The sequence below is a fragment of the Pseudomonas sp. D47 genome, assembly GCF_045447305.1.
Taxonomy (GTDB): domain Bacteria; phylum Pseudomonadota; class Gammaproteobacteria; order Pseudomonadales; family Pseudomonadaceae; genus Aquipseudomonas.
Genome location: NZ_JBJGXU010000001.1, coordinates 86,930 through 100,155 on the forward strand (window position 1 = coordinate 86,930; position 13,226 = coordinate 100,155).

Annotated in this window: 11 protein-coding genes; 4 read left to right on the top strand and 7 right to left on the bottom strand. The window is 60.0% G+C overall.

The features are described from left to right. Positions 1–221: 221 nt before the first annotated feature. Complete coding sequence (gene gbcA / locus ACI77I_RS00380) at positions 222–1,517, top strand: glycine-betaine demethylase subunit GbcA (protein ID WP_406996777.1); 1,296 nt, start codon at positions 222–224, stop codon at positions 1,515–1,517. Positions 1,518–2,378: 861 nt separating this feature from the next. Here gbcA and ACI77I_RS00385 read toward each other — a convergent pair. From ACI77I_RS00385 to ACI77I_RS00410, 6 genes are all read right to left on the bottom strand, one after another. Continuing rightward, positions 2,379–3,149, bottom strand: a complete 771-nt coding sequence (locus ACI77I_RS00385) for an electron transfer flavoprotein subunit beta (RefSeq protein WP_094949525.1) — start codon at positions 3,147–3,149, stop codon at positions 2,379–2,381. 10 nt (positions 3,150–3,159) lie between these two features. Next, complete coding sequence (locus tag ACI77I_RS00390; protein ID WP_406996778.1) at positions 3,160–4,380, bottom strand: electron transfer flavoprotein subunit alpha/FixB family protein; 1,221 nt, start codon at positions 4,378–4,380, stop codon at positions 3,160–3,162. Beyond that, positions 4,380–6,320, bottom strand: a complete 1,941-nt coding sequence (gene dgcB, locus ACI77I_RS00395; RefSeq protein ID WP_263274108.1) for a dimethylglycine demethylation protein DgcB — start codon at positions 6,318–6,320, stop codon at positions 4,380–4,382. The genes ACI77I_RS00390 and dgcB overlap by 1 nt, the downstream gene beginning before the upstream one ends. Before the next feature lie 189 nt (positions 6,321–6,509). Then, positions 6,510–8,570, bottom strand: a complete 2,061-nt coding sequence (dgcA, locus tag ACI77I_RS00400) for a dimethylglycine demethylation protein DgcA (protein WP_406996779.1) — start codon at positions 8,568–8,570, stop codon at positions 6,510–6,512. A gap of 15 nt (positions 8,571–8,585) precedes the next feature. Continuing rightward, on the bottom strand, positions 8,586–9,116 hold the full coding sequence (locus ACI77I_RS00405) for a DUF5943 domain-containing protein (RefSeq protein ID WP_008033249.1): 531 nt from the start codon (positions 9,114–9,116) through the stop codon (positions 8,586–8,588). Between the two features lie 70 nt (positions 9,117–9,186). After that, positions 9,187–10,164, bottom strand: a complete 978-nt coding sequence (locus tag ACI77I_RS00410) for a dipeptidase (RefSeq protein WP_016972866.1) — start codon at positions 10,162–10,164, stop codon at positions 9,187–9,189. A 219-nt stretch (positions 10,165–10,383) separates the two neighbouring features. On the opposite strand from ACI77I_RS00410, the gene ACI77I_RS00415 reads away from it, so the two are divergent. From ACI77I_RS00415 to ACI77I_RS00425, 3 genes are all read left to right on the top strand, one after another. Then, entirely contained in the window at positions 10,384–10,785 is a 402-nt protein-coding gene (locus ACI77I_RS00415; protein WP_094949529.1) for a lysozyme inhibitor LprI family protein, read from the top strand. A 145-nt stretch (positions 10,786–10,930) separates the two neighbouring features. Continuing rightward, a complete protein-coding gene (locus ACI77I_RS00420) occupies positions 10,931–11,401 on the top strand; it encodes a hypothetical protein (RefSeq protein WP_094949530.1) in 471 nt (156 codons plus the stop codon). 73 nt (positions 11,402–11,474) lie between these two features. Continuing rightward, a complete protein-coding gene (locus tag ACI77I_RS00425) occupies positions 11,475–11,891 on the top strand; it encodes a DUF3010 family protein (protein WP_242153139.1) in 417 nt (138 codons plus the stop codon). A gap of 123 nt (positions 11,892–12,014) precedes the next feature. Here the strand turns inward: ACI77I_RS00425 and ACI77I_RS00430 are convergent, their stop codons facing one another. Continuing rightward, entirely contained in the window at positions 12,015–13,193 is a 1,179-nt protein-coding gene (locus ACI77I_RS00430; protein ID WP_406996780.1) for an AAA family ATPase, read from the bottom strand. Between the last annotated feature and the right edge of the window lie 33 nt (positions 13,194–13,226).

Here is a 13,226-nt window from a genome sequence, read left to right on the forward strand (position 1 = left end):
CATTTACCTATCTGCGACATTCACATACTTATCGCGACCAGCCCCCATATCACGGGGGTTGCGCGTCGGGATCAGAGTGGGCCATGTCGTTAATGGACAAGGTTCTGGCCTTTGCCGGGCCCACACTCACTCCCAACAAAGACACTTTCTTTACGCCTTGCACAGCAACAACCGTAGCCACTATTCGCCGGCCACACAGAATGGCCCTGAGGACACACACGATGGACGTCACCGCAACCTTAAGCTTGGGCGATCCGCTGGGACCCGCACGCAAGGCCACCGCGCACATGCTGCAAGAGCGCGAGCGCACCTTTTCGCTGCCGCAGCCGTTTTACTCTGACGAGCGGCTGTTTGACATCGACATGCAGGAGATTTTCCAGAAAGAGTGGTTGATCGCCGGCATGACCTGCGAGATCCCCACCAAGGGCAACTACCTGACCCTGCAAGTGGGCAAGAACCCGATCATCGTGATCCGTGGCGCCGAAGGCGTGGTGCATGCGTTCCACAACGTGTGCCGCCACCGTGGTTCGCGCTTGTGCACCAGCGACAAGGGCAAGGTTGCCAAACTGGTCTGCCACTACCACCAGTGGACCTACGAACTGGACGGCCGCCTGCTGTTCGCCGGCACCGAGATGGGCGCCGACTTCGACATGAAGCAGTACGGCTTGAAACCCGTGAACGTGAAGACCGCCGGCGGCTACATTTTCATCAGCCTGGCCGAGAACCCGCCGGCCATCGATGACTTCCTGTCGACGCTGAACCACTACATGGAACCCTACGACATGGAAAACACCAAGGTGGCGATCCAGACCACCTTGTTTGAAAAAGCCAACTGGAAACTGGTGCTGGAAAATAACCGCGAGTGCTACCACTGCAACGCGTCGCACCCGGAACTGTTGAAAACCCTGCTGGAATGGGACGACGTCACCGACCCGCGCGCCGACCAGGCCTTCAAGGACCACGTCGCGGCGTCGGCCGCCGCCTGGGACGCGGAAAAAATCCCTTACGCCCACGCCAGCTTCGGCCTGCGTAACCGTATCGTGCGCATGCCGCTGCTCAAGGGCACGGTGTCGATGACCCTCGACGGCAAACAAGGCTGCAACAAGCTGATGGGCCGCATCAAGAACCCGGACCTGGGCTCGATGCGCATCCTGCACTTGCCGCACTCCTGGAACCACTGCATGGGCGATCACATCATCGTGTTCACCGTGTGGCCGATCAGCGCACAGGAAACCATGGTCACCACCAAGTGGATCGTGCACAAGGACGCCGTCGAAGGCGTGGACTATGACGTGGAGCGCATGCGCAAAGTGTGGGACGCCACCAACGACCAGGACCGTCGACTGGCCGAAGAAAACCAGCGCGGGATCAACTCCACCGCTTACCAGCCAGGGCCGTACTCCAAGACCTATGAGTTTGGCGTGGTGAATTTTGTGGATTGGTACAGCGAGCGGATGCTGAGCAACCTGGGCGCGGCGCCGGCGCCGTATCTCAAAGGTGTGGCCGTACACGAATAACTGACACCCCACAGATCATCAATATGGGGCTTGTGTGGGAGCTGGCTTACCTACGATGCGGACACCTCGGAGCCTCAGTTGCACTGGGGTGATGCCATCGCAGGCAAGCCAGCTCCCACATTGGCTATCACCATTGTTCAAATTTCGATCAAACCTTTTACAGGCCCCTAATAACCTGCCCTCCAGCCTTCGCCCAACAACTTATCCACAAAGCCACCCACAGTAATTGTGGGCAAGTACACCTTCCTCCCGAAATTAAATGAAGAAAATCCGTGACTTATTCAAAGCTTGCGATTTTTTCTACGCCTGATCATTTATTAACCAAGTCTCTGAAAGCCTCTATTCACGTGGCCTGTAGCAGTACGCAAACACCTTATCCACAGAAGCACCAACAGACTTTGGGGGCAACTTTACCAACGCTGTGGAAAACCGCGTCAAAGCTTCACAAATCGGGCCATTCAGGGTTTTTCTTCGGCAAATAAGACCAATTGATCATATTTTGATCAACCCAGTGAAAGCCTTTATTTATATGAGCTGCAGATGATAGCGAACATCTTATCCACAGAAGCGCCAACAGACTTTGGGGGCAAGTCTGAACTGGGCGATGGCTTAAGATGTGGAAAAACCCAAGCAAAAACCGTCAGTTAGCCTGGTTGTTTTTCGTACAGAGGGCTGCAGGGCTTGATTTACCGGGGCTGTGGACAACCGCGAACAGGTTATCCACAGACGGGTCAACAGGGATTGTGGGTAAACCTGCACGCGCGCCGCAAAAACAGTCTGGCTGCTGGCTTTTCTGTGGGAGCCGGGCTTGCCCACAATGCAGGCAAGCCAGCTTCCACACTGGCCTCCTCCCACCTTGGGTTAGCGCACGACGCCTTCTTCGATGAGCAGCTTGAGGATTGCTTCGGCGCCCGCCTCGGGGCTGAGGCCCTTGAGCACTTGCCCACCGCCGCCGCTGGCCTTGGCCGTGGCGGCCTTCATGCGGTCGGCGCCGCTCTTGGCCTTGATCACCTTGAGGCGCTTAGGCCGTGGCTTGGCGGGTTGCAGCAGCGCACCTGTGAATAACTCGTCTTGCTCAATCTCGACCTCATGGGCGGCCAGCTCGCCTCGTTGCGCAGGGCCGTAGGCGCTTTGCCGTGGCTTGGGCGCAGCGTTATCCACCGTGGCCAGAAACGGCAAGCGCACCTTCAAGCGCCGCCGCTGCCCGCGCGGCAAGGCTTGCAGCACATGGGCCACACCGCCATCGATGGACTCCACCTGCGCCAGCCCGACAATCAGCGGCCAGCCCAGTTGTTCGGCCAGCAGGAACGGCAACATGCCAGAGCCCTCGCCGGTTTCCGCCTGGCTGCCGGTGAGCACCACCTGGGCGCCGGCGTCACGCAGGTATTCACTGAGCACCGGCAAGGCATCAGAACCTGCCGGCTGCTCCAGCACGTGCAACTGCGGCAAGCCCATGCCCAGGTAGCTGCGTAACGTAGGCTCGTGAATGTTGCCCGCATGCAGCACCTGCAACTTATCCCCAGCCATCTGCAAGCCCAGCTCGACAGCGCGAGCATCTTGCTCGGCGCGGCGTGGGCGGCCTGAAGTAGGGTGGGCGCCGATGGACACCAAGCTGATTACATGTGTCGTCATGGTCATGTCCTTAAGCCGCATCGCGCTTGGCGCCGTTGCGGTGGGCCTCGACCGCAGCGATCAAGGCTTGCAGTATCGCGGCGCTGTCGCCGATCACCGACAGGTCGGCACGTTTGATCATGTCGCAGCCCGGGTCGAGGTTGATTGCCACCACTTTGTCGCAGGCACCGATGCCTTGCAGGTGCTGGATCGCCCCGGAAATCCCCACGGCCACGTAAACCCGCGCCGTGACCCAGGTGCCGCTGGCGCCAACCTGGCGATCACGCGCCATAAAGCCATCATCCACCGCCACCCGCGAGGCGCCTTCGGTGGCGCCCAGGGCCGCGGCGGTCTGATGGAACAGGGCCCAGTCCTTCACGCCGTTGCCGCCGGAGAAAATAAACTCCGCCTCGGCCATAGGAATCGCGCCGGGGTCCACCGCCACGGCACCGAGGTCTTCGATACGCGGCAAGCTGCGCGCCAAGGCTGTGGATAACTCCACGGGCAATACTTCATGGCGTGTTTCGCTGACCGGTTCGGCGCATTCCACTGCCGCCAGGATCAGGCGCGGCAATGGCCGGGCCAAATCTTCCTGGCCCGCACCGGCGCGGCCGATACACGCCTCGCCCTTGATCTGCCAGACTCGCGTGGCCGGGCGCTCCTTGAGGCTCGCGGCAAAACGCCGACCCAACTCGCCACCACCGCTGCGGCTATCCGGCAGCAGCCAATGGCGCGGGTTGAACTGGTTATCCACAGCCCGCAGGCCTTGCACGCGTTGCTCCGGTGAATAACCGTCGAATTCATGGCCTTCCAACACCAGCAGGCGATCAACGCCCGCCGTGGCGAACGCACTTTCTTTGTATTCGCCGAACACCACGGCCAACACCGCGCCGTCGCTGCCGGCGAGTTGCCGCGCCAAACCGAGCAAGTCGCGGTCGTGGCTGCTCAGGCGGCCGCCGACCATGTCCGGCACCACGTTGATGTAGAACGCCGGCGCAGGCACCTGATGCAGCGGCAACTGCACTTGCACCGCCCCTGTGCGTTTGGCCGCGCCGCCCTGCTGGGCGCCGCTGCGGTCAATGCGTTTGATGCCGTTGGGGCCGATAAAACCGACGCCATGCACGTTTTTGCGAATGACGCCGTTTGGCCCCATCCAGCTGTGTTGCACCGGCTGCATCGCCGCATGCAGCGGGTGCAGGCGGTTACGGGCGATCCATTCGGCCCGTGGGTCGCGGCGGATAATGTCGCTCATCAATGCACCTGCGCAGGTTCACGTTTCAGGGTCTTGGCCGGGGCGGCGTCTTCCAGCAACGCGTCGGCCACCAACTCGGCGATGTCCTTGATCAATGGGCGCGGTTCAACCACACCCTCAAGCATCGCTGTGCACTGTGGACAACCCACAGCCACCAGCTCGGCGCCGGTTTCGCGGATGTCTTCCATGCGCATATCGGGAATACGTTGCTTGCCGGGAATGTCAGTGATCGGCGCACCGCCACCGCCACCGCAGCAGCGAGAACGGAAGCCCGAGCGTTGCATCTCCTTGACCTCGATGCCCAGCGCGCGCAGCACTTGGCGCGGGGCCTCGTATTCGCCGTTGTAACGGCCCAGGTAGCAAGGGTCGTGATACGTCACGCTGTTGCCCTTGTGCTGGCCCAGGTTCAACGCGCCGTCGCCGATCAGCTCGGCCATAAAGGTGCTGTGATGCTGCACCAGGTAATTGCCGTTGAAGGCGCCGTACTCGTTTTTCAGTACGTGGAAGCTGTGCGGGTCGCAGGTGACAATGCGCTTGAAGCTGTACTTGGCCAACGTCTGGATATTGCGCGCGGCCAGCAGTTGGAACGTGGCTTCATCGCCCAGGCGGCGCGCGACATCGCCGCTGTCGCGCTCTTCAAGGCCGAGTACGGCAAAGTCGACCTTGGCCGCCTTCAGCACTTTGACGAAGGCGCGCAGGGTACGCTGGTTGCGCATGTCGAAGGCGCCGTCGCCGACCCAGAACAACACATCGGCGCTGCCTTTTTCACTGAACAACGGCAGGTTCAAATCCGCCGCCCAGTTCAGGCGACCGCCCGGTGCGAAGCCGCCAGGGTTGTCGGTGGCGATCAGGTTTTCCAGGACTTCGGCGCCCTTGTTCGGGGTCGCGCCTTTTTCCAGGGTGAGGTAGCGGCGCATGTCGACGATGGCGTCCACGTGCTCGATCATCATCGGACACTCTTCCACGCAGGCGCGGCAGGTGGTGCACGACCACAGGGTTTCAGCATCCACCAGGCCGTTGACGATCGGCTGGTGCGGGTTGCCGCTGTGTTCGCCAATAACCTTGCCTGGATACGGGCTGCCGGCGAACTTGGCGTCGGTGCCACCGGCCAGGCCGACCACCATGTCCTGGATCAGCTTTTTCGGGTTCAGCGGCTGGCCGGCGGCGAACGCCGGGCACGCGGCTTCGCACTTGCCGCACTGCACGCAGGCGTCGAAGCCGAGCAGTTGGTTCCAGGTGAAATCCTTGGGTTTTTCCACGCCCAGCGGCGCGGTTTTATCGCTCAAGTCCAGCGGCTTCAACCCGGTGGAACGGCCGCCACCAAAACGTTCGGCACGGCGGTGCCAGGCCAGGTGCAGGGCACCGGCGAAGGCGTGTTTCATCGGGCCGCCCCAGGTCATGCCGAAGAACATTTCCGACACGCCCCACAGCACGCCCAGGCTCAACAAGGCGGCCAGCAACCAGCCGCCGAAGTCGGCTGGCAGAACCCCGGCCACCGGCAAGGTCACCAGGAAGAAACTCACCGAGAACGCCATCAGGCTTTTCGGCAGGCGCATCCACGGGCCTTTCGACAGACGTGACGGCGGGTTACGCCGCCGCAGGTAAACGAACGTGGCGCCGACAAACATCAGCACCGAGGCCAGCAGCAAGGCATAGCCGAGGACGCGGTTATGCAGGCCGAAACCGTGCACCAGAATCGCCAACAGCGCCGACAGCACAAAGCCCAGCGCGGTAGCGACGTGGGTGTTAGCAATGTATTTGTCGCGGGCGACCACGTGGTGCAGGTCGACCATGTAGCGCTTGGGCATGGCCAGCAGGCCGCCAAGCAGGTCGACTTTGGAGGCGCGGCCACGGCGCCACATGGCTGCCCGGCGCAGGGCGCCCAAGACGGCAAGGCCCAGGGCGGCAAACAAGAGAACAGGCAGCAAGGTGTTCAACATGGTGAAGCTCCCGAAGACCACACAGGTCTTGCATGGGAATCGGTTCAATGTGAGAGCTGGCTTGTGTGGGAGCTGGCTTGCCTGCGATGGCATCAACGCGGTCTTCCTATAGACCGAGTTGCCTGCATCGCGGGCAAGCCCGGCTCCCACAGAAAAGCTGGCTCCCACATTGATCGCGTTCCTGTTGGGTCAGAAATCCTTGCACAGGCGCAGGGCGTCATAGATGGCGGCGTGGGTATTACGTTGCGCCACACAGTCACCAATGCGGAACAGCAAGTACCCCTCACCCGGCTCGCTCAGGCACGGCTGTGGCTTGATCGCGAACAGGGCTTCGATGTCCATCTGGCCCTTGTTGCGCGAACCGGGTTTGAGGGCGTAGTAGATCTCCTCGTCCGGGCGCACGCCGTTTTCCACCACCACCTGGTCCACCACTCGCTCCTCTTTGGCGCCGGTGTATTCGTTCTCCAGCACCGCCACCAGCTTGTCGCCTTCGCGGTAGACCTTTTCCAGCATCATGTCGCCGGTCATGATCACTTCCTTGGGGTACATGCTGCGGTAGTAGGTCGGGAACGACGTACCGCCGACGGCCACGCCCGGCTTGATGTCGTCGGTGACGATTTCGACCTGGCTGCCCTTGTCCGCCAAAAAGTCCGCCACCGACATGCCGGTGAACTCGCAGATGGTGTCGTACACCAGCACGTTCTTGCCCGGCGCGACTTTGCCGTCGAGCACGTCCCAACTGCTGACCACCAGGCCTTGCGCCGCGCCCCAGTGTTCGTTCTGCTCCAGGAATGGATGCCCGCCGACAGCCAGCACCACGACATCCGGGCGCAGATCGAGGATCGCTTCGGCATTCGCCGCCACGCCCAGGCGCAGGTCGACGTTCAGGCGTGCCAGTTCCAGCTGGAACCAGCGCGTGATGCCGGCGATCTGGTCACGTTGTGGGGCTTTCGAGGCGGTGGTGATTTGCCCACCGATAAAGTCTTTCTTCTCGAACAGCGTCACGTCATGGCCACGCTCGGCGGCGACGCGCGCAGCTTCCATCCCGGCCGGGCCGGCACCGACCACCACGACCTTGCGTTTGGGCCCGGTGGATTTCTCAATGATGTGCGGCACGCCCATGTACTCACGCGAGGTCGCGGCGTTCTGGATGCACAGCACGTCCAGCCCTTGGTACTGGCGGTCGATGCAGTAGTTGGCGCCGACGCACTGCTTGATCTGGTCGATCTGGCCCATCTTGATCTTGGCGATAAGGTGTGGGTCGGCGATGTGCGCACGGGTCATGCCGACCATGTCTACGTAGCCGCCTTCCAGAATGCGCGTGGCCTGGTTCGGGTCCTTGATGTTCTGCGCGTGCAGCACCGGCGACTTGACCACTTCCTTGATACCGGCTGCCAAGTGCAGGAACGGCTCCGGCGGGTAACTCATGTTTGGGATCACGTTGGCCAAAGTGTTATGGGTGTCGCAACCCGAGCCCACCACGCCGATAAAGTCCAACATGCCGGTGTTGTCGTAATACTTGGCGATCTGTTTCATGTCCTCGTGGGACAAGCCGTCCGGGTGGAATTCATCGCCGCACAGGCGGATGCCCACGCAGAAATCCGGGCCGACTTCCTTGCGCACAGCCTTCAGGACTTCCAAGCCGAAGCGCATGCGGTTTTCAAAGCTGCCGCCCCATTCGTCGGTGCGCTTGTTGACCCGTGGGCTCCAGAACTGGTCGATCATGTGCTGGTGCACCGCCGACAGCTCCACGCCATCCAGGCCACCGGCTTTGGCCCGCGCGGCGGCGCTGGCGTAGTTGCCGATCACGCGCCAGATTTCTTCCGGCTCGATGGTTTTGCAGGTCGCACGGTGCACCGGCTCACGGATGCCCGACGGCGACAGCAGGGTCGGCCAATGCTCGCCGTCCCAGCGCGAGCGACGGCCCATGTGGGTAATCTGGATCATGATCTTGGCGCCATGCTTGTGCATGGCATCGGCCAGGTTCTGGAAGTGCGGGATGATCCGGTCGTCGGCCAGGTTCACCGATTTCCACCAGCCTTGCGGGCTGTCGATGGCCACACTGGAAGACCCGCCGCAGATCGCCAGGCCAATCCCGCCCTTGGCTTTCTCTTCGTAGTACTTCACATAGCGGTCGGTGGTCATGCCGCCGTCGGTGGCATACACCTCGGCGTGGGCGGTACTGAGCACGCGGTTGCGGATGGTCAGTTTGCCGATCTGGATCGGTGCGAACATTGCTTCGAAAGCCATGGCAGGGTCCTCGACTTACAACGGCTTAACGGTGAATAGGCCGTCGTCGTGGCCTTCTTCGGAGCCGCCGTAGACTTGCTCGGCCACCGTGCGGATCTTGCTGCCACGCGCCTGCAGAATCTGGTCCATGGCGCCGGCAAACCAGCCGGTGAACATGTAGTCGACCTTGCGTCCGACCTTGCCATACACGTAGACAAACGCCGAGTGCTCGAGCTTGACGCTGGCGGTGCCTTTGTCGAGGTCGATGTCCTGGATCTTGAACAGGCCCCAGCCGCGCTGCGACAGGCGCTTCATGTAGTGCTCAAACACCGCAACGCCTTCCAGGCCGTGGCATTCAGCTTCTTTTTCACACCAGTGCCAAGCGGATTTGTAGCCGGCCTTGTAGAGGATTTCGGCGTAGGCGTCGGCGCCCAATACTTCTTCAATCCCCATGTGATTGTTGACGAAGAAATGGCGTGGCACATACAGCATCGGCAGGGCGTCGGAGGTCCAGACACCGGTTTCACTGTCGACTTCGATTGGCAATTGCGGGGCGATCTTGGCCATGGAAACTTAACTCCAAAAAATTCGTTTTGATGCCCCCGGCACAGATGGCCGGAGGAAAAGAGAGGTTGGCTTATTCGCCCCAAACGTCCTTGAGGACATTGACCCAGTTTTCACCCATGATCTTGCGCACCACGCGCTCGCTGTGGCCGCGCTTGAGCAGGGTCTCGGTGAGGTTGGGGAACTCGCCCACGGTGCGGATGCCCAGCGGGTTGATGATCTTGCCGAAGCTGGTCAGGCGGCGGGCGTAGCCCTTGTCATGGGTCAGCATTTCGAAGAAATCCTGGCCATGGCCCTGGGTGAAGTCGGTGCCGATGCCAATGGCGTCCTCGCCGACGATGTTCATGGTGTATTCGATGGCTTCGGCGTAGTCGTCGATGGTCGAATCGATGCCTTTGGCCAGGAACGGCGCAAACATGGTCACACCGACAAAACCGCCGTGGTCGGCGATGAACTTCAGCTCTTCATCGGACTTGTTGCGCGGGTGTTCTTTAAGGCCGGACGGCAGGCAGTGGGAATAGCACACCGGTTTTTTCGATTCGAGGATGACTTCTTCGCTGGTCTTGGAACCGACGTGGGACAGGTCGCACATGATGCCGACGCGGTTCATCTCACCGACAACCTCACGGCCAAAGCCCGACAGGCCGCCGTCACGCTCGTAGCAACCGGTGCCGACCAGGTTCTGGGTGTTGTAGCACATCTGCACCACGCCCACGCCGAGCTGCTTGAAGATCTCCACATAGCCGAGCTGGTCTTCAAACGCATGGGCGTTCTGAAAGCCGAAGATGATGCCGGTCTTGCCCTGTTCCTTGGCTTTGCGGATGTCGGCGGTGGTTTTCACCGGGATCACCAAATCGCTGTTTTCACGGATCAGGGTCTGGCTGGCCACGATGTTATTGATCGTGGCCTGGAAGCCTTCCCACACCGACACGGTGCAGTTGGCGGCGGTCAGCCCACCTTTGCGCATGTCCTCGAACAGGTCGCGGTTCCACTTGGCAATGATCAGCCCGTCGATAACGATGCTGTCGGCGTGCAGTTCGGCTGGGCTCATCAGGCTGTCCCCTTTTTGGCGATTCGTGCGCCGAATCGTCTGCCGGCGCTTTGGGGCCAGCATATGCCCAGGGGCTGAACGAACCGGGTGCAAAAACGACAGGGGAATTGCCGAAAGCGTCAATCCGCGACAAAGGCCTACATGACACGTCCGACTGACGACTGTTCTTTGTCTGACGCTTGAGCCAGAATTCCGTATCACCTGATATGAGACGGCGCAATGAAATCGATTTTCCTGGCTTTGGCACTCATCGCAACCGGCGTCCACGCGGCCGAAGACACCGACAGCACGCCGTGCGATGGCATCGAGAACGACAAGCAAACCCTGGAATGCGCCACCTATAACAAAACCACCGCCGAGCAATTGCTCAAGGATAACTATCAAGGCCTGCTGGAACGCATGGGTTCGACCTATGGCAGCAACAAGTCGCAACTGGCCGACATTACCGCTCGTCTGAAGGATGCCCAGCAGAAATGGGAAAAATTGCGCGATGCCGATTGTGCAGTGGACACCTTCCCGGCGGTGAACGGTAGCAAGGAGTATGCGATTCAACAGAATGATTGCCTGGCGCGGATGAGCGACGAGCGGTCGGAGTTTTTGGAGTCGATTGGGCAGGAATAAGCGCATACAAAATGCGCTGTCATTTTAATTGCCAGGCACATGTCAACTGTCAACTCTCACAGTTTACGATGTGCCAGGCAGCGCCTAAGTTTAGCCGGTGATACGGATTATCCGATCATCAAGGAGCTACTCCAAGGAGCTGATCATGCTGACTCGACACGTCATTCCTCAAATCTATACAACCCCATCCCAGGGCAATCTGAGCGCCAACATTGGAACGTCCCCTTCCCTGACGTTAACGGCCGAAGGCATCAATTTCGCACGGGACTACTACACGACCGACCGACAAATGCGTATGACGCTCTCGGTGCTGCAGCACTTGCCCGACATGATTCACGGCGTCGAAATCACCTTTCTCAGCACGCTCACCGACGGTAAACACACGATTGAAGATAAGAAGGTAAGTGCCGTTTATTGGCAATTATTGGCAGAAAACGACGAATCGGTTTTCTACACCCATGACGCAGACTCCGGTTTCATCAACGTGGCTTTCAATGACGCACTCGAGACTGTCGAAGGAACCTTCAGCTTCAAGTCCACCAACCCGGATGGAAGCATCCTGGTGATCAACGACGGACACTTCAAAATTGTAGGCCGTGACGACCTTACGCTATAGAAGCGGTAGTGCATCTGGGAGTAGATAGGTGACAATCCTTTTTCCACTCCCTCTTTCCCAACCAAGGCCTTTCATGACTATCTGCGGCATCGAAATCAAAGGCAGCGAAGCCATCATCGCCGTCGCCTCCCTGGACAACCAGGCGCTGACCCACATCACGGTGGCCACCAAGAAAATCGCCCTGGAAGACGACGATGAGGCGGCCAACGTCAAAGCCTTCGCCGCCCAAGTGAAAGCGTTTGTACAGGCAAACGCCATCACCCGCATCGCGATCAAGAAGCGCAGCAAGAAAGGCGAGTTCGCCGGTGGCCCGACCACGTTCAAGATTGAAGGAGTGTTTCAGTTGCTGGAGGGGGTTGAGGTGACGTTGTTGTCGCCACAGACCATTAATGCGCAGAACAAGAAGCACGATTTTCCCCTGCCGGCCTCGCTGAACAAGTATCAGCATGAGGCCTTTAAGGCGGCGTGTTCGGCGCTGGTAAAGAAATAGGCCACACCGAAGATCAATGTGGGAGCTGGCTTGCCTGCGATAGCGGTCTGCCAGAGAACGCTGTACTGCCTGATCTATGGCTATCGCAGGCAAGCCAGCTCCCACCTTTGAACCTTGTTGCGTTTAAATCCTTGTGCGGTTCTTGTGCTGCAGCCAATCGCCGAACGTTTTGTCTTCCAGGGCATAGCCGCCCCGGCTCGACTTCCACACCAGCTCCTTGTCGCGCAACGCATCGATGCAGGCCTGAATGGTCTGGGTGCCTGGCACCACGTCGCTGCCCATGTCTTCCAGCGCTTTGCTGACTGCCGTCAGGGTGCTGTCGGTAAACGGCGCGAACGGTTGGTTGTGTTGCGAACGCTCCACCATCACTTCCAACACGGCGCGCTGGGGGATGGTGAGGTTGTTCCAGGCGCTTTCAAATTCGGTCCACACGCCCGCACGCAGCAGTTCGGCACGGCTGTGCAGCAGTTGGCCCAAATTGCTTGCCTCGCCCAGCTCCAGCGCCACTTCACCGATGATGGTGCGCAGCATCTCGGGGCGGCGGCCTACCAACTCGAATGCCTCATCAATGTCGGCGGCGTTGAATTGATTGGTTTTGGCCAAATGCGCGTTGAGGTGCAGGGTATAGGCCTGGGTAAACTCTTTGCCGAGCAAGGGGAACGGCGTGATGCTGGAGCCGAAGAATGGCTGGCTTTTGCCCAACACCAAGTGAGCCAGCTTGTCGCGGTTGGAGCCGGTAAACACCAGGCGCAAGCCACTGCCTTCCTCGTCACGACCTTGATTGAGCTGATCCCGGGCGGCCTTCAACGCGAACATCGCGTTGATACCGGACTCGGTGGTTAAGGCGTGCTGCGCTTCGTCAATCACCAGCACCACGGGTTTTTCCGCCGCGCTGTGGAGCAATTCCAAGGCTTGGGTCAGCGTGGCGCCGACGGGCAATTGTGGCTTGGTAAAGTCCCAGGAGAGGGTACGCAGAAAGCTGAGTTTCTCGATTCCAATATTCTTGGCCAGTTTGCGAATGCCTTTTTCATAGGGCACCAGAGCAGCGGCAATAGCGCTGGCGATCAACTCAGCGGGATCTTTCTCTTTGTCCGCCCAGAGATCGACATACACCGCCAACCAACCCCGCAGTTGGCACTCGGGGATCAGGTCTTCGCGCAAAAAGGTGCTTTTGCCGGTGCGACGCGGCGCCGCAAGGAACAGGCCGGACGTAAAATCCTGAATACCGGCCCCCACCAATCCGTCAGCAATGCTGCTTGCCAGGGCGGGGCGGCGGAACACGAAGCCGCTGTTCTTCGACATACTTTTATACTCAATTATGGAAAGGACTATAAA